At 72.0% G+C, this 20031-nt stretch carries 19 protein-coding genes; 2 read left to right on the top strand and 17 right to left on the bottom strand.

What is annotated here, in order from left to right:
• Positions 1–43 precede the first annotated feature (43 nt).
• Positions 44–973 (top strand): ADP-ribosylglycohydrolase family protein, encoded by a 930-nt coding sequence (locus ACIQD7_RS23705; RefSeq protein WP_402444029.1) that lies wholly within the window; start codon positions 44–46, stop codon positions 971–973.
• Between the two features lie 16 nt (positions 974–989).
• On the opposite strand, the gene ACIQD7_RS23700 is transcribed toward ACIQD7_RS23705, so the two are convergent.
• The 13 genes from ACIQD7_RS23700 to ACIQD7_RS23640 all read right to left on the bottom strand — a co-directional run bounded on the left by ACIQD7_RS23700 (position 990) and on the right by ACIQD7_RS23640 (position 15091).
• Entirely contained in the window at positions 990–2360 is a 1371-nt protein-coding gene (locus ACIQD7_RS23700) for a cytochrome P450 (RefSeq protein WP_402444210.1), read from the bottom strand.
• Positions 2361–2688: 328 nt separating this feature from the next.
• Positions 2689–5517 carry a DEAD/DEAH box helicase gene (locus tag ACIQD7_RS23695; RefSeq protein WP_402444027.1) on the bottom strand — a complete coding sequence of 943 codons (2829 nt, stop codon included), beginning with the start codon at positions 5515–5517 and terminating at the stop codon, positions 2689–2691.
• Between the two features lie 69 nt (positions 5518–5586).
• Complete coding sequence (locus tag ACIQD7_RS23690; RefSeq protein WP_402444026.1) at positions 5587–6618, bottom strand: diacylglycerol kinase family protein; 1032 nt, start codon at positions 6616–6618, stop codon at positions 5587–5589.
• 40 nt (positions 6619–6658) lie between these two features.
• Positions 6659–7558 (bottom strand): twin-arginine translocase subunit TatC, encoded by a 900-nt coding sequence (tatC, locus tag ACIQD7_RS23685; RefSeq protein WP_402444208.1) that lies wholly within the window; start codon positions 7556–7558, stop codon positions 6659–6661.
• Positions 7559–7663: 105 nt separating this feature from the next.
• Positions 7664–7957, bottom strand: a complete 294-nt coding sequence (gene tatA, locus ACIQD7_RS23680; protein ID WP_121828674.1) for a Sec-independent protein translocase subunit TatA — start codon at positions 7955–7957, stop codon at positions 7664–7666.
• Between the two features lie 185 nt (positions 7958–8142).
• Positions 8143–8340, bottom strand: coding sequence for a hypothetical protein (locus ACIQD7_RS23675; protein ID WP_402444025.1), 198 nt, complete (start codon positions 8338–8340; stop codon positions 8143–8145).
• 35 nt (positions 8341–8375) lie between these two features.
• A complete protein-coding gene (locus ACIQD7_RS23670) occupies positions 8376–8639 on the bottom strand; it encodes a hypothetical protein (RefSeq protein WP_402444023.1) in 264 nt (87 codons plus the stop codon).
• Positions 8640–8658: 19 nt separating this feature from the next.
• Positions 8659–9630 (bottom strand): helix-turn-helix transcriptional regulator, encoded by a 972-nt coding sequence (locus ACIQD7_RS23665; RefSeq protein WP_402444021.1) that lies wholly within the window; start codon positions 9628–9630, stop codon positions 8659–8661.
• Between the two features lie 16 nt (positions 9631–9646).
• Complete coding sequence (locus ACIQD7_RS23660) at positions 9647–10603, bottom strand: helix-turn-helix transcriptional regulator (protein WP_402444019.1); 957 nt, start codon at positions 10601–10603, stop codon at positions 9647–9649.
• A 152-nt stretch (positions 10604–10755) separates the two neighbouring features.
• Positions 10756–11136 (bottom strand): FKBP-type peptidyl-prolyl cis-trans isomerase, encoded by a 381-nt coding sequence (locus tag ACIQD7_RS23655; RefSeq protein ID WP_121828670.1) that lies wholly within the window; start codon positions 11134–11136, stop codon positions 10756–10758.
• 68 nt (positions 11137–11204) lie between these two features.
• Entirely contained in the window at positions 11205–12182 is a 978-nt protein-coding gene (locus tag ACIQD7_RS23650) for an FKBP-type peptidyl-prolyl cis-trans isomerase (protein WP_402444017.1), read from the bottom strand.
• A gap of 197 nt (positions 12183–12379) precedes the next feature.
• The gene (pafA, locus tag ACIQD7_RS23645; RefSeq protein ID WP_121828668.1) at positions 12380–13741 is read right to left on the bottom strand and encodes a Pup--protein ligase; all 1362 of its coding nucleotides are present in this window, start codon (positions 13739–13741) and stop codon (positions 12380–12382) included.
• Positions 13742–13810: 69 nt separating this feature from the next.
• A complete protein-coding gene (locus ACIQD7_RS23640; RefSeq protein WP_402444015.1) occupies positions 13811–15091 on the bottom strand; it encodes an MFS transporter in 1281 nt (426 codons plus the stop codon).
• A gap of 124 nt (positions 15092–15215) precedes the next feature.
• On the opposite strand from ACIQD7_RS23640, the gene ACIQD7_RS23635 reads away from it, so the two are divergent.
• Complete coding sequence (locus ACIQD7_RS23635) at positions 15216–16235, top strand: LacI family DNA-binding transcriptional regulator (protein ID WP_402444014.1); 1020 nt, start codon at positions 15216–15218, stop codon at positions 16233–16235.
• An 80-nt stretch (positions 16236–16315) separates the two neighbouring features.
• Here ACIQD7_RS23635 and prcA read toward each other — a convergent pair whose 3' ends face one another.
• The 4 genes from prcA to dop form a co-directional block, all read right to left on the bottom strand.
• A complete protein-coding gene (gene prcA, locus ACIQD7_RS23630) occupies positions 16316–17068 on the bottom strand; it encodes a proteasome subunit alpha (protein WP_121828665.1) in 753 nt (250 codons plus the stop codon).
• A gap of 44 nt (positions 17069–17112) precedes the next feature.
• Complete coding sequence (gene prcB / locus ACIQD7_RS23625; RefSeq protein WP_121828664.1) at positions 17113–17952, bottom strand: proteasome subunit beta; 840 nt, start codon at positions 17950–17952, stop codon at positions 17113–17115.
• 161 nt (positions 17953–18113) lie between these two features.
• Positions 18114–18326, bottom strand: coding sequence for a ubiquitin-like protein Pup (locus ACIQD7_RS23620; RefSeq protein WP_073818441.1), 213 nt, complete (start codon positions 18324–18326; stop codon positions 18114–18116).
• A 160-nt stretch (positions 18327–18486) separates the two neighbouring features.
• Positions 18487–19998, bottom strand: a complete 1512-nt coding sequence (dop, locus tag ACIQD7_RS23615; RefSeq protein WP_351972147.1) for a depupylase/deamidase Dop — start codon at positions 19996–19998, stop codon at positions 18487–18489.
• Positions 19999–20031 lie beyond the last annotated feature (33 nt).

The raw sequence follows: 20031 nt of genomic DNA, 5'->3' as shown, positions 1-20031 counted from the left end.
ACCACGGCACGGGGAGCCACAACCCCCGGTCTAGAGTGGCCGGATGACGGACATCGACCGCGCCATGGGCGCCGTTCTGGGCTCCGCCGCGGGCGACGCCCTGGGCGCCCCCTTCGAGTTCGGCCTTCCCGGCGTCTTCCGGGAACGCTTTCCGGACGGCGCCGGCGAGCTGTGCGGAGGCGGCGGCTGGGACCCGGGCGAGGCCACGGACGACACGCAGATGGCCGTTCTGCTCGGGGAGTCCCTCCTCGAACGGGGCGGCCTCGACCCGCCGGACGTCTTCGACCGCTTCCGCCGCTGGGCGGCGGCCGAACCCAAGGACATCGGCCTCCAGACCGAGCAGGTGCTGCTCGGCGGCGACCCGTGGGACCTCGCCTCCTCCCTCCATTTCCAGGTCAACATGTATGCCGCCGGGAACGGTTCGCTGATGCGGGCCGCCACCTCGGCCGTGTACTTCGCGGCGCGGGGACGGACCGCGACCATGGACGCCGCCCGCCGCATCGCCGCCCTGACGCACGGCGACGGCGCGGCCTGGGAGGGCACGGCGATCCTCCACGAACTGGTCCGAGTCGCCCTCCTCGGCAAGGACCCGCTCGCCGCCCTGCCCGCCACCCTCGCCGAAGTGGACCCCGCCCACCGGGACCGCTGGGCGACGGTGCTCGCCCCCGGCTGGCACCCGGACGACGCGACCGAGTTCAACGGCGCCGTCTGGCCGTGTCTCGGCTCGGCGGTGTGGGCGCTGCGCACCACCCCCTCCTTCGAGGAGGCCCTGGCCGTGGCGGTCGACCTGGGCGGCGACACCGACACGGTGGCGGCGGTGACCGGCACGCTCGCGGGTGCGGTGTACGGCTCCGCCGCCGTCCCCGCCCGCTGGCTGTCCGCCCTCCACGTCCCCCTCCCCGGCTTCGGCGGCCGCGTCCTGCGCACCGACGACCTGCGGGAGCTGGCGAGGGCCCTGGCCACGGCCGGCTGAGGGCGCCGGTCCGGTCTCAGTCCCGGGCGCGGACCGTCGCGAGGACGTCGCGGTCCGGCTGGAGGGTGAGGCTGGGGACCGGGCGTACTCCCTCGGCGGTGACGTCCAGGTGGAAGCGGCGGGCGAGCACCGCGAGGACGAGGACGGCCTCGACGAGGGCGAAGCGGGTGCCGAGGCACACGCGGGGTCCGCCGCCGAACGGGAACCAGGCGTACTCGGGTATCTCCTCGGCCGATGCGCCGCTCTCGCCCTCCCCGCCGTCCTTGCCGTTCCCGGGGTCGCCGGTCAGCCAGCGTTCGGGGCGGAAGACCTCGGGGTCGCCGTACCAGCGGGGGTCGCGGTGGGTGGCCCACTGGCTGGACCAGACGCGGGTACCGACGGGAATGGGGGTGCCTCCGATGGTGGCGCCCTCCTTCGCGAGGCCGGTGATGAGCCAGATGGTGGGGTAGAGCCGGAGGGTCTCCTTGACGACGGCCTGGGTGTAGGGGAGGGAGGCGTAGTCGTCGTAGCCCGGTTCGTGGTCGGCGAGGACCCGGTCGAGCTCCTCGGTGAGGGCGTCGCGGACCCGGGGGTTGTGGGAGAGCAGGTGCCAGGCCCAGACGAGGGTGGAGCTTGTGGTCTCGTGGCCCCCGATGTAGAGGGTGACCGTCTCGTCGCGTATCTCCCGGTCGGAGAGGCGGGCGCCGGTCTCGTCCCGGGCGGCGAGGAGCCGGCTGAGCAGGTCGGGGCGCTCGGTGTCGCCGTCGCGGTGGCGGGAGACGACCCGGGAGACCTCGGCGTCGATGACGGCCGTGGCGCGCTTGATGCGGGCGCGTCCGGGCGTGGGGACCCAGTCGGGCAGCAGGGCTCCGATGCCGCTGAACTCGGCGCCGATCTCCTTCTGCGCGATGTCCATCGCCCGGCCGATGGACTCGGCGTCGGCGGCCGTGTCGACGCCGAAGATGGTGCGGACGGCGATGAGTTGGGTGAGGGCGGCCATCTCCTTCTTGATGTCGATCCGCTGTCCGTCGGTCCACCGGTCGGCGAGGTCGACGGCGCATTCGGCCATGGTCGCCGCGTAGGAGCGGACCTGCTTGGGGCGGACGGAGGGCTGGACGAGGGAGCGCTTGCGCCGCCAGTCGGCGCCCTTCGCGACGACGACGCCGTTGCCGAGGAGGGTGCGGAAGGCGATGCCGAGGTCGGGCTGGTCGAAGGTGCGCTCGACCTCGGTGAGGAGTTCGCCGATGTTGTCGGGATGGGCGATGAAGAGGGCGCGGCTGCGGCCGAAGCGCCAGCGGACGAAGTCCCCCCGTTCCCTGAGCTGTTCGAAGAAGGCGAGGGGGTCCTTGCCGAAGGCGGGCAGGTTCCCGAGGAGGGGCACGCCTCGCGGCCCTTCCACGAAGACCACCGGCTCCCGCGCCGTCTCCCCTCCCGGAGCCTCTCCTCCCGCCGGCTTCCGCGCCACCTCCCCTCCCGGAGCCTCCCCTCCCGGAGTCTCCGCCGGCCGCTCCTCGTCGCGCGCCCCGGCATCCGGACCGGCATGTGTGGTCATCCGTTTCCCCTCCCCAACTGCCCTTCCCTGCATGTGAGTCCATGCAAGCGGAAGGGCCGGGGTCCGCGCCACCCCTGTGGACGACGGCCTGTGGACAACGACGGTGGGAACACGACAGAGGCCGGGGCCCATGGCGTGATCGCCATGGGCTCCGGCCGGAACTCACCCGATGGGGTGAGGAAGGTCAGCCCACGGAGCTGTAGGCGACGACGCCCCGCAGCAGCGAGTCGACGGCCTTGCGGGCGTTCTTGGCTACGGTGCTGTTCTCCTTGGGCGCGGCGGCGGCGATCTGTCCGAGGACATCGATCACCTGCTTGCACCAGCGGACGAAGTCTCCGGCCGGCATCTCCGCCTCGCGGAGCACCTGGTCGAGGCCCTTGTCGGAGGCCCACTGGTAGGCCGCCCAGGCGAATCCGAGGTCGGGCTCGCGCTGGCCCACGCCCTCCGCCTGGTTGATCTTGAACTCCTCTTCGAGGGCGTCGAGGCGTCCCCAGATCCGGACCATCTCGCCGAGCGCTGCCTTGGCGTTGCCGGTGGGCAGCTTGGGCGCGACGGCGTCGTCGGCCTGGCGGGACTCGTAGACGAGGGCGGAGACGCAGGCGGCGAGTTCGGGCGGGGTGAGGCCTTCCCAGACCCGGTCGCGGAGGCATTCGCTCGCGAGCAGGTCGAGTTCGCCGTAGAGCCGGGCGAGCCGCTTGCCGTTGTCCGTGACCTCGTCGCCGCGCAGGTAGTCGAGCTCGGTGAGGAGCGCGACGATCCGGTCGAAGGTGCGGGCGATGGTGTTGGTGCGGCCCTCGATGCGCCGCTCCAGCTGCCGGGTGTCGCGCTGGAGGCGGTGGTAGCGCTCGGCCCAGCGGGCGTGGTCCTCGCGCTCGTCGCAGCCGTGGCAGGGGTGCGCGCGGATCTCGGTACGCAGCCGGGCGATCTCGCGGTCGTCGGCGGCTGCGGCACGGTTCTTGCGGTGCCGCTCGGGGTTGATGTGGCCGGCCTTGCTGCGCAGCGCGGAGGCGAGGTCGCGGCGGGACTGCGGGGAGCGCGGGTTGAAGGACTTGGGGATCCTCATGCGCTCCAGCGCCTCGACGGGGACGGGGAAGTCGATGGAGGCGAGCCTCTTGACCTGCCGCTCGGCGGTGAGGACGAGCGGGCGGGGTCCGTCGTGGTGCTCGAAGCCACGGTGTCCGTTGGTGCGGCCCGCCGGGATGCCGGGGTCGAGGACGAGGGCGAGGCCGGCGAACTTTCCGGTGGGGACGTGGATGACGTCGCCGGGCTTCAGCTTCTCCAGGGAGCCGGCCGCCTGGGCGCGGCGCTGGGCGGCGCCCTGCTTCGCCAGTTCCGTCTCGCGGTCCTTGAGGTCGCGGCGGAGCCGCGCGTACTCCTCGAAGTCCCCGAGGTGGCAGGTCATGCCCTCGCGGTAGCCCTCCAGGCCCTCTTCGTTCTTCTGGACCTGGCGGGAGATCCCGACGACGGAGCGGTCGGCCTGGAACTGCGCGAACGAGGTTTCGAGGAGTTCGCGGGACCGGTGCCGGCCGAACTGGTCGACGAGGTTGACCGCCATGTTGTACGAGGGCCTGAAGCTGGAGCGCAGCGGGTACGTGCGCGTGCCGGCGAGTCCGGCGAGGTGGCCGGGGTCGAGGCCGCGCTGCCAGAGGACGACGGCGTGTCCCTCGACGTCGATGCCGCGGCGTCCGGCGCGGCCGGTGAGCTGGGTGTACTCGCCGGGGGTGATGTCGGCGTGCTGTTCGCCGTTCCACTTGACCAGCTTTTCGAGCACGACGGACCGTGCGGGCATGTTGATGCCGAGGGCGAGGGTCTCGGTGGCGAAGACGGCCTTGACGAGGCCGCGGACGAACAGCTCCTCGACGACCTCCTTGAAGGTGGGGAGCATCCCCGCGTGGTGGGCGGCGATCCCCCGCTCCAGGGCTTCGAGCCACTCGTAGTAGCCGAGGACGTGCAGGTCCTCGGGGGGGATGGAGGCGGTGCGCTCCTCGACGATCTCGCGGACCCGCTGCCGGGCCTCGTCGTCGTTGAGCCGGAGTCCCGCGTAGAGGCACTGCTGGACGGCGGCCTCGCAGCCGGCGCGGCTGAAGATGAAGGTGATGGCGGGCAGGAGTCCCTCGGCGTCGAGCCGGTCGATGACCTCGGGCCGGCCGGGGGTCCAGATGCGGGAGCGCTGGCGGCGCTCGCGCTCGCGGTCGGCCTCGCGGACCATCTTGCCGCGCCGCCGTTCGCGCGGGTTGTACGTGCGCGTGTTCTCGGTGCGGGCGAGGCGGAGGAGGTCGGGGTTGACCTCGCGGCGGGAGGCGCCGCGGCCGCCGTGGTCGGTCTCCTCCTCGAAGAGGTCGTACATCCGGCGTCCGGCGAGGACGTGCTGCCAGAGCGGCACGGGGCGGCTCTCGGAGACGATGACCTCGGTGTCGCCGCGGACGGTGTCGAGCCAGTCGCCGAACTCCTCGGCGTTGGACACGGTCGCGGAGAGCGAGACGAGGGTGACGGATTCGGGGAGGTGGATGATCACTTCCTCCCAGACGGCGCCGCGGAAGCGGTCCGAGAGGTAGTGCACCTCGTCCATGACGACGTAGCCGAGGCCGGAGAGGGCCTGGGAGCCCGCGTAGAGCATGTTGCGGAGGACTTCGGTGGTCATGACGACGATCGGCGCGTCGCCGTTGACGCTGTTGTCCCCGGTGAGCAGGCCGACCTTGTCGGCTCCGTACCGCTTGACGAGGTCGGCGTACTTCTGGTTCGACAGCGCCTTGATGGGGGTCGTGTAGAAGCACTTGCGGCCCTGGGTGAGGGCGAGGTGGACGGCGAATTCGCCGACGATGGTCTTGCCGGAGCCCGTGGGCGCGGCGACGAGTACCCCCTTGCCCGCTTCGAGGGCCTTGCACGCCTCGATCTGGAAGGGGTCCAGGTCGAAGTCGTACATCTCGCGGAAGGGGTGCAGCGCGGTGGCCCGCTCGGCGTTGCGGGCGCGGGCGGCCGCGTACGCCTCGGCTGGTGTGAGGTCCTCTGTCATCTTGTTGTCGAGCCTACCCGCCACCTCTGACAGTGACGCGATCTTTATCGCGCGATGTGGAGGGACGGATCAACCGGCGGGCGGGGCGTCCGGCGCGAGGACGCGCAGGGCGCCGGGTACGCACTCCACGGCGAGGGGCAGCGGGCCGAGGGGCTCGCCGTCGGCGTAGCCGGTGGTGTCCGGGGCGTCGAGGACGAGGGTGCGGGTGCGGTACGTGGTGACCTTGGGGTGGTCGAAATGTGTGCCCTTGTAGACGCGGGGGAAGACCTTGATCAGGGTGGTGCGGTCGCAGTCGCCGACGACCGTGACGTCGAGGAGGCCGTCGTCGGTGCGGGCGTCGGCGCAGATGCGCATACCGCCTCCGTAGGAGGTGCCGTTGCCGACGGCGACGAGGGTGGCGTCGACCTCCACGACCCGTCCGTCGTCGAGGGTGAGGCGGTAGGGCACGGGCCGGAAGCCGGCGAGCTCGGCGAGGATCGCGAGGTCGTACTTGAAGCGGCCTGCGGGGACGCGCATGCGGTTGCCGCGGTCGTTGACCCGGGAGTCGAAGCCCGACGCCAGGACGGTCCCGTACCAGCGGGCGTCCCCGTCGTGCCCGGTGGCGCCGGCTCCTCCGCCGGCGCGGCCAGTGACGGTTCCCCCGTCGGCGAGCCCAGTGGGGGCTCCTCCGTCGGCGCGCCCATCGGCAGCTCCCCCGTCTCCGCCCGTGACGCGTCCGAGGTCGACGGTCCGGCCTCCGGTGTCCTTCAGGATTCCGGCGGCGACGCGGGCCGCGGCGGCCGGGTCGCGGACGGGCAGGCCGAGGGTGCGGGCGAAGTCGTTGCCGGTGCCCGCGGCGATGATCCCGAGGGGGACGGAGGTGCCGGCGACGACCCGGAGGGCGAGGGAGACCATGCCGTCGCCGCCGACGGCGACGAGGGCGCCGGTGCCGTCCGCGACGGCCTCGCGGACGCGGCGCAGGGCGTCGGCGGCGTCGTGTCCGAGGACGGTGCGGACGGAGAATCCGGCGTCCCGCAGCGCGTCGAGGGCGGGCCGGGCGGCCTGTGCACCCCGGCCGCGGCCCGCGGTGGGGTTGACGAAGAGGGTGATGTCGCTGGTCATTGGGGTCCCCCCGGACGGAGTCTGGGGGGACCCTACAAGATCAGGTGATGTCGTCGTAACCGTTGAGACGGCGCACGGCGCCGCCGTGCTCCCCGGTGGCCTGCTCGGGCAGGGCGCGGGGGGCGCCCACGGCCTCGACGGCGCCGACCGTCTCGGGGGTGAGGTCGAGGACGGAGGCCTCGTCGTCGTCGAGCTCGGCGTCGGGGTTCGCGCGCCTGCGCCGCCGGTCGTTGAGGAGGGCGAAGCCGACGGCCCCGAAGTACAGGATGGTGATGGGCCCGGCGAGGGCGATCATGCCGACGGGGTCGGTGGTGGGGGTGATGACGGCGCCGAAGACGAAGACGCCCATGATCACGCCGCGCCACCAGCCGGCCATGCGGCGGCCGGTGAGGACACCGGTGAGGTTGAGCATCACCAGGACGAGCGGGAGCTCGAAGGCGAGGCCGAAGACGAGCACCATGCGCAGGGTGAAGTCGAGGACGTCACCGAGCGAGAGGATGTTCGCGGAGCCCTCGGGCGTGAGGCTGATGAGGACCTTCACGCTGATGGGGAGGATGAGGTACGCGAGGTAGGCGCCGGCGGCGAAGAGCGGCACGGCCGCGCCGACGAAGGCGTACGTGTACTTCTTCTCGTTCTTGTGCAGTCCGGGCGCGACGAAGGCCCACAGCTGGTACAGCCAGATCGGGCTGGCGACGACGAGGCCCGTCGTCAGCGACAGCTGGATCGTCGTGCTGAAGGGGGCCATCAGCGTGTTGAAGGAGACGATCGCGCAGTTTCCGCCGTTGCTGGTGACGTCCGGTGCGCAGGTGGGCACCGACTTCGTCAGGAACTGCATCAGCTCCTCGCTGTACACGAGGGCGACGATCGTCACCGCGGCGATGGCGAGGAGACCCTTCGCCAGGCGGTTGCGGAGTTCGCGGAGGTGCTCCACGAGGGGCATCCGGCCCTCGGGGTCCTTCTCCTGTTTGCGGGCAGACTTGGGCAACCCACGTCCTCATCTCGTGCGGCAGGCCGCCGCCCGGTGCGGCGGCCGCGGCGGACCGGGTCAGCGCTTGGTGGTGTCCGTGGGCTCGGTCACGGGGCGAGCGCTGGTCACGTCGCCGGGGGCGGCCTGGATGGTGCGCGCGGCGGGCTGGTCCGGCGTCACGGTTCCGGTGTGCGGCGGGTCGGCGGGGGCGCTCTGCTGGTCGTCGGCCTTCATCGCCTTGGCCTCGCTCTTGAGGATGCGGGCCGACTTGCCGAGCGAGCGGGCCATGTCCGGGAGCTTCTTGGCGCCGAACAGGAGGATGACGACGACGAGGATGAGAATGATCTCGGTGGGGCCGAGCCTACCAAACATAGCTGTTTACCTTCTTCACCGAGGCGACATGGTGTGCGTGCCCGGCGGGTCGGACAGGTGTCCGGCCACCGCGCTGTCTGCGATCGTAACCCGCAGGAGTAAACGGGGGGCAATGCCCGTGCGTACTCCCGATTGCGTCCCGTGCGCCCCGGCCGGGGCCGCTTCCCGCAGCGTACGGCACGGGTTCAGCGGAGCGTCTCGCCGGTTCGGGCGAGGTCGGCGGCGGCGTCTTCGAGTTCTTCGGCGGCCCGGGTGATCCGCTGGGTGGTGTGGGCCACTTGACGGCCGAGGCGCTGGACCTCCAGGAAGACCTTGACGGCGAGGACGCCGAGGACGGCGATGCCGAGGAAGCCGAGGACGATGGCGAGCATGGGCCAGAACATGGGGCGAGCCTAGACGCTGGACGGTGGAGGGGCGTTCAGACGGTGGTGTGGAGGCGCAGTGTCCGGACGCCGCCGCCGGTGAGGAGTTCGACGATGCGGTCTCCGGCGGGCTTGCGGACGGAGCTTCCGCACTCGGGGCAGGTGAAGGAGTAGAAGGTGGTGCGGCGGCTGGCTCCGATGGCGAGGCGCAGGGCGTTCGCCGAGAGTTCGAAGCGGGAACGGCAGTCGGGGCAGGCGGCCTTGAAGAGGACGGGAGCCACCGTCGCCGCGAAACCGTGCATCACGGGCATGTCCCTCATTTCTCTCGCCCCGAGTGGCTCATTCCTGTTCGTTCCCGTCGCCGTTCTCGTACGCGGCGAGCGCGGCGGTGGCGGCCGTCCTGGCGCTGTCGGCGAGCTCGGCCGGTGCGACGATGCGTCCGTCGCTGCCGAGCCGGAGCGCGAGCCTGCGCAGCGAGGCGGGGTCCGGCGTCCGCAGGGTGATCCGCAGACCGCCGTCGGGCAGCTCGTCGGCCCGGTCGTGCGGGTAGTACTCGGCGACCCAGCGGCCGCCGGGGCCGACCTCGACCACGACCTCGGGGTCGTCGGCGGAGGGCTGGACCAGGTTCTCGGAGAGGTCCCGCAGCTCCAGCTCCGGCGGCGCGGCGGGCTCGTCGAGGAGGCGGATCTCCGCGACCCGGTCGAGCCGGAAGGTGCGGCGCGCCTCGGAGAGGCGGCACCAGGCCTCCATGTAAGTGTGGCCGACGGCGAAGAGCCGGATCGGGTCGACCTCGCGCTCGGTGAGTTCGTCGCGCGCGGGCGAGTAGTAGCGCACCCACAGGCGGCGGCGCTCGGAGATCGCCCGGTCGACCTCGGCGAAGACCCCGCCCTCGGCCTCGAAGGTGACCGAGAGCCGGGCGCTGGCCCCGGCGGCCTCGCCGGCCGCGGCCTCCAGCTTGGCGGTGGCGCGGAGCAGGGCCTCCCGGTCGCTCTCGCGGAGCCCCGGCAGGGTGGCGACGGCGCGGGCGGCGACGAGCAGGGCGGTCGCCTCGTCGGCGGCGAGGCGCAGCGGGGCGGCGACGTCGTCGGGGTTGTGCCACCAGATCCGGTCGCCGTCGGTGTCGATGTCGAGGAGGTCCCCGCCCCGGAAGCTGGTGCCGCACATGGGCAGCACGTCCAGGTCGGAGATCAGCTCGTCCTCGGTGATGCCGAAGGCGCGCGCCACGTCGGCGACGTGGGCGCCGGGGCGCTCGCGGAGGTAGGTGACGAGGGAGAGCATCCGCCTCGTCTGGTCGATCGCGTTGGCAGCCATGCGTCCGTCCTCCCCCTCAGCCCTTGGCCACGGCGCGCAGCCGGTCCATCACGTCGGCCCGCAGATCGGCCGGTTCCAGTACGACGACGTCGGGGCCGAACTCGACGAGCCAGGCGTCGAGGCCGTGCCCGTATGGGATCTCCAGCTCGTCCCAGCCGTCGGCGCCCTCCCGTACGGACTGGGCGCGGGCCCGCAGCGGGTAGCCGCTGCCGGCGCGGAGGCGGATCCGGGCGGAGCGGGTGGCGGTCTCGCCGGCCCAGCTCTCGACGGTCTCGCGGACGGTGACGACGTCGGGCACGGGCGCGGTGAAGGCGCCGGCCCGGGAGCGGACCTTGCCGGTGATCCGGGAGAGGCGGAAGACGCGCTCGGCGCCGCGGTCGCGGTCCCAGCCCGCGAGGTACCAGTGGCCGCGCCAGCATTCGAGGGTCCAGGGCTCGACGTGGCGGGTCCCGGGGCGGGCGGCGTTGGCCTTGCGGTAGTCGAAGACGACGGGCCGCCGGTCGCGGCAGGCGAGCATGAGGGGCTCGAAGGCGGCCTCGCGGACCGGGATGCGCGGTTCGAGGGCGCTGGGCTGGACGTCGTACGAGTCCTCCGCCTCGGGCATCCCGGCGGCGCGGAGCTTCTGGAGGGCGCCGCTGGCGGCTCCGGCGAGGCGGGCCTGCTGCCAGACCTTGGCGGCGAGGCCGAGCGCGGCGGCCTCCTCGGCGTCGAGGGTGATGGGCGGCAGCCGGTTGGAGTCGCGGCGGGCGAGGTAGCCGGTCTCGCCCTCCAGGTTCTCGACGGTCTCGATGACGAGGCCGAGCTCGCGGAGGTCGTCCTTGTCGCGCTCGAACATGCGGTTGAAGGCGTCCTCGCCGCTCGCTTCGAGGTAGGCCTCGATGGAGCCGCGGAGTTCGCGCTTGCTGAGCGGGCGGCGCGTCCCGAGCAGGCACAGCGCGAGATTCATCAGCCGCTCGGACTTGGCAATCGCCATCGACGCCCTGCACCTCTTCCGCCGGTTCCACTTCTCGGACGTCCGACCGTACCGTCCCGGGGTCTCGGGACAAAAGCGGAGGGCCCCCGCCGTGGACGGCGGGGGCCCTCAGGAGCCTCGTCGGTCGGGTCCGTGCCCGTCCGGCCGGCGGGTCAGCGCTTGCCGACGGCCACGAGGTCGCAGACGAAGATCAGCGTCTCGCCCGGGGCGATCGCGCTGCCGGCGCCGCGGTCGCCGTAGGCGAGGTGGGCGGGGATGATCAGCTGGCGGCGGCCGCCGACCTTCATGCCCTGGACGCCCTGGTCCCAGCCCTTGATGACCTGGCCGATGCCGAGCTGGAAGCCGAGCGGGGTGCCGCGGTTCCAGGAGGCGTCGAACTCCTCGCCGGTGGAGAAGGCCACACCCACGTAGTGGACCTGCACGGCGTCGCCGGCCTCGGCGACCTCGCCGTCGCCTTCCCAGACGTCCTTGATCTCCAGGTCCTTCGGCGGCTCGCCGCCCGGGAAGTCGACCTCGGGCTTCTCGATGCTCACTGCTGTGTGCTCCTTCTTGTGGTGCGTCGATCCGGAACAGTCTCACAGATCGGTGATCGCGACGGGAATCAGGCGACGCCCAGGATGTCGACGGAGAAGACCAGCGTGTTCTTCGCCAGCTCGCTGCTCGGGTTGGACCCGTAGGCCAGCGCCGGGGGGATCACCAGGAGCACGCGGTCACCGACGTTCTTGCCGACCAGGGCCTTGTCCCAGCCCTGGATGACCGAGCCGGTGCCGATCTGGAAGGCGGTGGCGCCCCCGTGGTCCCAGGAGGAGTCGAACTTCTTGCCGTCCTCCCACTTCACGCCGGTGTACTGGGCGATGAGTCCCTGCCCGGCCTCGACCTTCGGGCCCGTGCCCTTGATGAGGACCTGCTGCTTCAGCTCGGTGGGGGCCTTCTGGCCCTTCGGGACGGTGATCGTCGCGGCCGCCTGGGAGGGGGCCTTCACCTCCGGCATCCCGGCCTCGGGCGCCGCCTGGGTGCCCTTGACCTCGGCCTTGGAGTCCACGGCGGCGGCTCCCGCCACGTCGACGACCCAGACCAGGGTGTCGGTGGCCTTCAGCCCCGACTGCGGGTTCAGGTTCTCGCCGACCAGGTCGCCCGCGGTCCCCTGGACGAGGACGCGGGAGCCGACCTTCTTGCCGTCCACCGCGTTGAGGACCTTCTCCGGCAGCTGCTGGCTCGGCTGACCGAGCCGCTCGACGGCCTGCGGGTGCGCGCCCTTGGCGTCGGGCGTCTGCTGGGCCCAGGTGCCGCCGAGGGGCTTGTCCTCCTGCCACTTCTCGACCGTCCAGTCCAGCCTGACGAAGTCGCCCTTCTTGACCGTCGCCCCGCTGCCCTCCGTCACGGTCTCGATCACCGTCTTGTCGGCGGCCTTGGCGTCCTTGGGGACGACGACGTCGGGCTGCGCGCCGAACTTCCCCTTGACCTCGGCCACCGTGCCTTCCGCGGTGTCCTTCCCCGAGTCCGAGCCGCACGCGGCGGTGATCAGCAGGACGGGCACGGCGAGGAGCGCGGCGATACGTCGCTTCGTGTTGTAGTTCATCAGTCCAACTGGGAGTCGGGGCCATGGGAACGTCCACACTCTACGGTGCGGCCCCTGCCCCGCAGGGGTTCTGCCGTACGGGAGGTACGGAACCGGGGCCGCACCCTCGGAGGGGTACGGCCCCGGGCGCACGGGGTCGGGCCCGGGAGGCCGGGCCCGGCCGCGCGTGCCGCGTTTTCACCCTTGCGGTGGTCCCGTCACATTCCGGCGATCAGCTTCTCCACCCGGTCGTCGACGGAGCGGAACGGGTCCTTGCAGAGCACCGTCCGCTGTGCCTGGTCGTTGAGCTTGAGGTGGACCCAGTCGACGGTGAAGTCCCGCCGCTGCTCCTGGGCGCGGCGGATGAAGTCGCCGCGGAGCCGGGCCCGGGTGGTCTGCGGGGGCACGGACTTGCCCTCGAAGATCTTCAGGTCGTTGCAGATCCGGGCCGCCTGCCCGTTCTTCTGGAGCAGGTAGTACAGCCCCCGGCGGCGGTGGATGTCGTGGTAGGCGAGGTCTATCTGCGCGACCCTCGGGTTCGACATGGTCATGTTGTGCTTGGCCCGGTACCGCTCGATGAGCTTGTGCTTCATGACCCAGTCGATCTCGGTCTCGATGCGGTCGAGGCGCTCGTCCTCGATCGCGTCGAGCGTGCGGCCCCACAGCTCCAGAACCTGGGCGACCGTGCCGCTGCGGATGCCGCGGCGGTCGACGAAGTCCACGGCCTTCTCGTAGTACTCGCGCTGGACCTCCAGGGCGGAGGCCTCGCGGCCGCTGGCGAGCCGGACCTTGCGCTGGCCGGTGATGTCGTGGCTGACCTCGCGGATGGCCCGGATGGGGTTCTCCAGGGTGAGGTCGCGCATCACGGTGCCGGCCTCGATCATGCGGAGCACGAGGTCGGTGGCGCCGACCTTGAGCAGCATGGTCGTCTCGGACATGTTCGAGTCGCCGACGATGACGTGGAGCCTGCGGTAGCGCTCGGCGTCGGCGTGCGGCTCGTCCCGGGTGTTGATGATGGGCCGGGAGCGGGTGGTGGCGGAGCTGACGCCCTCCCAGATGTGCTCGGCGCGCTGGGAGACGCAGTAGACCGCGCCGCGCGGGGTCTGGAGGACCTTCCCCGCACCGCAGATGAGCTGCCGGGTGACGAGGAAGGGAATGAGGATGTCCGCGAGCCGGGAGAACTCCCCGTGGCGGGCGACGAGATAGTTCTCGTGGCAGCCGTAGGAGTTTCCGGCCGAGTCGGTGTTGTTCTTGAAGAGGTAGACGTCGCCCGCGATTCCCTCCTCGTGCAGGCGGCGTTCGGCGTCGACGAGCAGGCCTTCGAGAATGCGCTCGCCGGCCTTGTCGTGGGTGACCAGTTCGGTCACGTTGTCGCATTCCGGTGTGGCGTATTCCGGATGCGAACCCACGTCGAGGTACAGGCGGGCGCCGTTCCGCAGGAAGACATTGCTGCTGCGGCCCCATGACACGACACGGCGGAAGAGGTAGCGCGCCACTTCGTCAGGAGACAGTCGGCGCTGTCCCCTGAACGTGCACGTGACGCCGTACTCGTTCTCCAGCCCGAAAATGCGGCGGTCCATGTCTGAACATTACGCCTGACGGCCTGCGCTGAAACCGGGTTGGACACTCACGTTCGGATCATTTTCCGATCAGGGCGTGTTCTTTTCGCCGTGCGCGGCGGCGGGGCCGTCCGCGTCGACGGCGTGTCGCGCCTCGGCGCCGGGGGTGTTCGGGGCCGTCGGGGCGTCCAGGACGCGGGTGGTGGCGAGGAGGACGACGAAGGCGACGAGGCCGCCCGCTCCGGCGACGGCGAAGCCGGACGCCGTTCCGGCGAGTTCGACGGTGGGTCCGGCGACGGCGGAGCCGAGGGCCGAGCCGACGCCGAAGGTGGTGACGAGCCAGGAGAAGGCCTCGGTGACGGTGCCGCGCGGCGCGTGCCGGTCGACGACGAGGAAGGCGCAGGCGAGGGCGGGGGCCAGGAAGACGCCGGAGAGGACCGAGAGGCCCGTCATGGCCGCGGGGCCCGGGACGAGGATCAGCGGCAGGTAGCAGACCGCGAGGAGCAGCACGAGGACGCGCAGGCGGCGCTCGGGCGCCCCGGCCCACTGGCGGGCGCCGTAGGCGACGCCGCCGAGGAGCGCGCCGAGCCCGAGGGCGGCCATCAGCCAGCCGTAGACGGCGGGGGCGTTCCGGTCGTCGGCGTAGGCGACGGCGGCGACGGTGATGGAGCCCAGGGCGAGACCGACGAAGAAGAAGGAGCCGAGGAGGGCGAGGAGGCCGGGCGAGCGCAGGGCGCCCAGCCAGTGGGCCTCGCGGGGTGCGGAGCGCCAGGCGCGGGAGGGCTCGGAGAGGACGACGGCGAGGGCGCCGAGGACGCCGAGGGCGTTGATGACGAGGAGGGCGGCGGCGGGCGACCAGAGGGAGACCAGGAGGGTCAGCAGCAGGGGCCCGACGGTGAACATGACCTCCTGGGCGACCGCGTCGAGGGCGTACGCGCGGTGGACCCGGTCCGCGCGGCCGAGGACGCTCGGCCACAGGGCCCGCAGTCCGCCCTCCAGGGGCGGGGTGAAGAGTCCGGCGAGGACGACGGCGGCGTAGGCGAGGCCGAGGTGTCCGATGCCGGTGAGGGCGAGCAGGGCCATGCCGAGGGCGGAGAGGACGGCGGCGGGCAGCTGGACCCGGGGCTGGCCCTTGAGGTCGACGGCCCGGCCGAGGAGCGGCTGGCCGAGGGCGGTGGCGACGCCGTAGGCGGCGATGAGGCCGCCGGCGAGGGTGTAGCTGCCGCCCTGGTCGCGGACGAAGAGGGTGAGGGCGACGGGGCCGGTGCCGTTGGGCAGGCGCCCGACGAGGGTCCCGGCGAGGAGCCGGGCGGCGTGCGGCGCCCTGAGGATGTCCAGATAGCCGCCGCGTCCCGGTGCCTCGGTGGCCATGTCGGTCTCCCCTCGCCCGGGATCCCCCCGAGGTTTTACGTATAACGTCCGACGTCATACGTACCATGTCAGCTGTACGCGGGTCCACTCCGCGTGCCTGGGACCGTCCGACGCGGAGGCTTGTGTGCAGACCCCGGAGCCGCTCGGCGGCACGCGCCCGACCAGCAGGGACGTCGCCCGGGCGGCGGGCGTCTCGCAGGCCACCGTCTCCCTGGTGCTCGGCGACAAGTGGCGCGGCCGGGTCTCCGAGCGGACCGCCGACGCCGTGCGGGAGGCCGCCGGGAAGCTCGGCTACCGGCCCAACCTGGCCGCCCGCAACCTCCGGCTCGGCCGCACCAGGACGGCCCTGCTCGTCGTCCCGGCCCTCACCAACGAGTTCTTCGCCCACGTCTACACGGGCGCCGCCGCCGCGGCCGCCCGGCAGGGCTTCGGGGTCGTCCTCTACCCCTCCCCCGACGGCGTGGGCCCGGCCCGGGACCCCTTCGCCTCGGCGCAGGCCGCCCTCGACGGCGTGATCGCCTCCTCCATGGCGACCGACGCCCTGGAGGCCTTCCGGGGCACCGACCTGCCGCTCGTCATGCTCGACAGCGACCCGGCGGGCACCGGCGCCGCCGCCCACGTGAACCTCGACGTCGCGGACGGGATGCGCCGGGTGACCGAGCACCTGCTCGGCCTCGGCCACCGCCGCTTCCTGCACCTGGCGTCCGCGGCCCCGTCCTGGACCTTCGACGTCCGGGCCGACGTGCTCGCCCGGGCCCTGCGCGGTACGGAGGTCCGCACCGTGCGGTCGCCGCTGAACGTCGCGGACGCCCGGGAGGCGGCGACCCTCGCCCTGGCCGCCCCCGGGCCCCGTCCCACGGCGGTGGTCTGCGACGACGACATCCTCGCGGCCGGCGTCTACAAGGCCGCGCGCCGGCTCGGTCTGCGCGTCCCCGAGGACCTGTCGGTCACCGGCTTCGACGACATGGCCCTGGCCACGGTGGTCGAGCCCGAGCTCACCACCGTCCGGCTGCCCGCCGAGGAGTTCGGACGGCGGGGGATGGAGGCGCTCCTCGCCGTCCTCGCGGGCGAGCGGCCCCGCCCGGAGACCCTTCCCGTCGCCCTGGTCCCCCGGGGCTCCTCGGGACCCGCTCCGGCCCCCTGAGGCCCCTGGGCCCGTTCCCCGGGCGGACGTGCCGAGGGGCCCGGCCGCTCGCGCGCGCCGGGCCTCTCGGGCGGTGCCGTCTACTCCTCGGGAGCCTCGTCGGAGGGCTCGTCCGTCTTCGTCACCGCCGCGTTGTCCGCGCCCAGGAGGCGCGACAGCTGCCGGCCGACGATCCGCTTGAACTTGCGCTGCTGCGGACGCGTGCGGTCCAGGACCGCCACCTCCAGGCGCTCGGCGGGGATCTCCCGCTCGCTGCCGTTGGTGTCCCGCGAGAGCGCCTGCACGGCCAGCTTCAGGGCCTCGGCCAGGGACATGCCGTCCCGGTGCCGCTGGTCGAGGAAGGAGCTGATCTGCTCCGCGTTCCCGCCGACCGCGACCGAGCCGTGCTCGTCGACGATCGAGCCGTCGTGGGGCAGCCGGTAGATCTGGTCGCCCTCCGGCTCGGTGCCGACCTCGGCGACGACCAGCTCCACCTCGTACGGCTTCTCCCCCGCGCTGGAGAAGATGGTGCCGAGCGTCTGCGCGTAGACGTTGGCCAGGCCGCGCGCGGTGACGTCGTCCCGGTCGTAGGTGTAGCCCCGCAGGTCGGCGTAGCGCACGCCGCCGATGCGCAGGTTCTCGTACTCGTTGTACTTGCCGGCGGCCGCGAAGCCGATCCGGTCGTAGATCTCGCTGAACTTGTGGAGGGCGCGGGACGGGTTCTCGCCGACGAAGACGATGCCGTCGGCGTACTGGAGGACGACGAGGCTGCGGCCGCGGGCGATGCCCTTGCGGGCGTACTCGGCCCGGTCGGCCATGGCCTGCTGGGGTGAGACGTAGAACGGAGTGGACACCGGCGGTCCGTCCCTTTCTTCTGGGCTTCTGGAGCGACGAGTGGTCAGAGCAGGGCGGCGCGCGGCCCGTCGGGCTGCTCGAGCCGTCGCTCGGTGATCGACCGGGCAAGCTCGGAGGACTCGGCCTCGGTGAGCCTGCGGAAGCCCTCGTCGGTGATGACGGTGACGATCGGGAAGATCCGACGGGCCAGGTCCGGGCCGCCGGTCGCCGAGTCGTCGTCCGCCGCGTCGTACAGCGCCTGCACGACCAGGGTGGTGGCCTGCTGCTCGGTCAGGTCGTCGCGGTAGAGCTTCTTCATCGAGCCCCGCGCGAAGATCGAACCCGAGCCGGTGGCGGCGAAGCCGTGCTCCTCGGAGCGGCCGCCGGTCACGTCGTAGGAGAAGATCCGGCCCTTCTCCTTGCCCTCGTCCCAGCCCGCGAAGAGCGGCACGACGGCGAGGCCCTGCATGGCCATGCCGAGGTTGCCGCGGATCATGGTGGACAGGCGGTTCGCCTTGCCCTCCAGGGAGAGCGTCGCGCCCTCCACCTTCTCGAAGTGCTCCAGCTCCAGCTGGAACAGCTTGACCATCTCCACCGCCAGGCCGGCGGTGCCGGCGATGCCGACCGCGGAGTACTCGTCGGCCGGGAACACCTTCTCGATGTCCCGCTGCGCGATCATGTTGCCCATGGTGGCGCGGCGGTCGCCGGCGAGGACGACCCCGCCGGGGAACGTGGCGGCCACGATGGTCGTGCCGTGGGGGGCCTCGACGATGCCCTCCGGAAGCTTCCGGTTGCCGGGGAGCAGATCCGGCGAGTGCGCGGACAGGAAGTCCATGAACGAGGACGAGCCCGGCGTCAGGAAGGCCGCCGGCAGACGCCCGGTGCTACGAGGGTTGGCTTCCACGCGATTCCTTCCGGGTGGGAGAGTCGGCCCGCCGTGCGGAGCGCGGGCCGATCTTGCTTGCTGTGCACGGACCTTACCCGTGCCACGGCCTGTCACCCGTCCCCGGACCCACGGCTTTCTCCGGGGCTCCGGGGACGGAGGACGACAGGTGCGCGAGGCGGCTACTCGCCGCCCTTCTGCACGAACGATCGAACGAAGTCCTCGGCGTTCTCCTCCAGGACGTCGTCGATCTCGTCCAGGACGGAGTCCACGTCCTCGCTCAGCTTCTCCTGGCGCTCCTGGAGGTCGGAGTTCGCCTCCGTGGTGGTCTCCTCGACCTCCTCCGTGGAGCGCGTCGCCTTCTGCTGTCCGCCGCCGGTGTCCTTGGTCGCCATATCCCTCACCCCGCTCGAATCGGCCCGCTCGGTTGAGTCCTTACAAGATCAGACCCTATAGGTCGGGTCCGACTTCGGCCTCGTGGTTTCCACAACGCCCGGGCACTGGTTCCATGATTCCCAGCGCCGGGGCATTTCAGGCCCGTACCGGTCTTCCGGTTCAGTTGCCCGAGAGCACGCGCACCAGTTCCTCCGCCGTGCGGCAGCGGTCCAGGAGCGATTTCACGTGTGCCTTGGTGCCCCGGAGGGGCTCCAGGGTCGGGACGCGCTGGAGCGAGTCCCGGCCCGGCAGGTCGAAGATCACGGAGTCCCAGGAGGCCGCGGCGACGTCGTCCGCGTACTGCTCCAGACAGCGGCCCCGGAAATAGGCCCGGGTGTCCTCCGGAGGCGCCGTCTCGGCCCGTTCCACCTCGGTCTCGTCCAGGAGCCGCTTCATGCGCCCGCGGGCCGCCAGCCGGTTGTAGAGGCCCTTGTCGGGGCGCACGTCCGCGTACTGGAGGTCCACCAGGTGCAGCCGGGCGGCGTCCCAGTCCAGGCCGTCGCGGCGCCGGTAGCCCTCCATGAGCTCCCGCTTGGCGATCCAGTCCAGCTCGCCGGCCAGGCTCATGGGGTCGTTCTCCAGCCGGTTGAGGGTGTCCTCCCAGCGCGTGAGGACGTCCTTGGTCTGCTCGTCGGCGTCCGTGCCGTACCGCTCGTCCACGTACTTCCTGGCCAGCTCGAAGTACTCCATCTGGAGCTGTACGGCGGTGAGCGTCCGGCCGCTGCGGAGCGTGACCAGGTACTGGAGCGAGGGGTCGTGCGAGACCTGGTGGAGGGTGCGGACCGGCTGGTCGACGGCGAGGTCGACGGTGATGAAGCCGTCCTCGATCATCGACAGGACCAGCGCGGTGGTGCCCAGCTTGAGGTAGGTCGAGATCTCCGAGAGGTTGGCGTCGCCGATGATGACGTGCAGGCGGCGGTAGCGCTCGGCGTCGGCGTGCGGTTCGTCCCGGGTGTTGATGATGGGCCGTTTGAGGGTGGTCTCCAGGCCCACCTCGACCTCGAAGTAGTCGGCGCGCTGGCTGATCTGGAAGCCGTGCTCCCGCCCGTCCTGGCCGATGCCGACCCGTCCCGCGCCGGTCACGACCTGGCGGGAGACGAAGAAGGGGGTGAGGTGGCGCACGATGTCCGAGAAGGGGGTCTCCCGCTTCATCAGGTAGTTCTCGTGCGTGCCGTAGGACGCGCCCTTGTTGTCGGTGTTGTTCTTGTACAGGTGGATGGGCTGGGCGCCGGGGAGCTGGGCGGCGCGCTCGGCGGCCTCGGCCATGATCCGCTCGCCGGCCTTGTCCCAGAGGACGGCGTCGCGGGGGTTGGTGACCTCGGGGGAGCTGTACTCCGGGTGGGCGTGGTCCACGTAGAGGCGGGCCCCGTTGGTGAGGATCACGTTGGCGAGGCCGATGTCCTCGTCGGTGAGCTGGCTGGAGTCGGCCACCTCGCGGGCGAGGTCGAAGCCGCGGGCGTCCCGCAGCGGGTTCTCCTCCTCGAAGTCCCAGCGGGCGCGGCGCGCCCGGTGCATCGCCGCCGCGTAGGCGTTGACGATCTGGGACGAGGTGAGCATGGCATTGGCGTTCGGGTGTCCCGGGACGGAGATCCCGTACTCCGTCTCGATGCCCATTACTCGCCGTACGGTCATGCGGCCCTCCTTGCCCGGCGGCGCTCACTGTGC

The organism is Streptomyces sp. NPDC093071, from assembly GCF_044754545.1.
Classification (GTDB): domain Bacteria; phylum Actinomycetota; class Actinomycetes; order Streptomycetales; family Streptomycetaceae; genus Streptomyces.
The sequence above is the reverse complement of the archived record's forward strand: the minus strand, read 5'-3'. Positions and strand labels throughout refer to the sequence as shown.

Excerpts from the sequence above, each read along its gene's own strand:
- ACIQD7_RS23705 (WP_402444029.1), top strand. The coding sequence starts at position 44 with ATGACGGACATCGACCGCGCCATGGGCGCCGTTCTGGGCTCCGCCGCG.
- ACIQD7_RS23695 (WP_402444027.1), bottom strand. The coding sequence starts at position 5,517 with ATGACAGAGGACCTCACACCAGCCGAGGCGTACGCGGCCGCCCGCGCC.
- ACIQD7_RS23690 (WP_402444026.1), bottom strand. The coding sequence starts at position 6,618 with ATGACCAGCGACATCACCCTCTTCGTCAACCCCACCGCGGGCCGCGGC.
- tatC (WP_402444208.1), bottom strand. The coding sequence starts at position 7,558 with ATGCCCCTCGTGGAGCACCTCCGCGAACTCCGCAACCGCCTGGCGAAG.
- tatA (WP_121828674.1), bottom strand. The coding sequence starts at position 7,957 with ATGTTTGGTAGGCTCGGCCCCACCGAGATCATTCTCATCCTCGTCGTC.
- ACIQD7_RS23675 (WP_402444025.1), bottom strand. The coding sequence starts at position 8,340 with ATGTTCTGGCCCATGCTCGCCATCGTCCTCGGCTTCCTCGGCATCGCC.
- ACIQD7_RS23670 (WP_402444023.1), bottom strand. The coding sequence starts at position 8,639 with ATGAGGGACATGCCCGTGATGCACGGTTTCGCGGCGACGGTGGCTCCC.
- ACIQD7_RS23665 (WP_402444021.1), bottom strand. The coding sequence starts at position 9,630 with ATGGCTGCCAACGCGATCGACCAGACGAGGCGGATGCTCTCCCTCGTC.
- ACIQD7_RS23660 (WP_402444019.1), bottom strand. The coding sequence starts at position 10,603 with ATGGCGATTGCCAAGTCCGAGCGGCTGATGAATCTCGCGCTGTGCCTG.
- ACIQD7_RS23650 (WP_402444017.1), bottom strand. The coding sequence starts at position 12,182 with ATGAACTACAACACGAAGCGACGTATCGCCGCGCTCCTCGCCGTGCCC.
- pafA (WP_121828668.1), bottom strand. The coding sequence starts at position 13,741 with ATGGACCGCCGCATTTTCGGGCTGGAGAACGAGTACGGCGTCACGTGC.
- ACIQD7_RS23640 (WP_402444015.1), bottom strand. The coding sequence starts at position 15,091 with ATGGCCACCGAGGCACCGGGACGCGGCGGCTATCTGGACATCCTCAGG.
- ACIQD7_RS23620 (WP_073818441.1), bottom strand. The coding sequence starts at position 18,326 with ATGGCGACCAAGGACACCGGCGGCGGACAGCAGAAGGCGACGCGCTCC.
- dop (WP_351972147.1), bottom strand. The coding sequence starts at position 19,998 with ATGACCGTACGGCGAGTAATGGGCATCGAGACGGAGTACGGGATCTCC.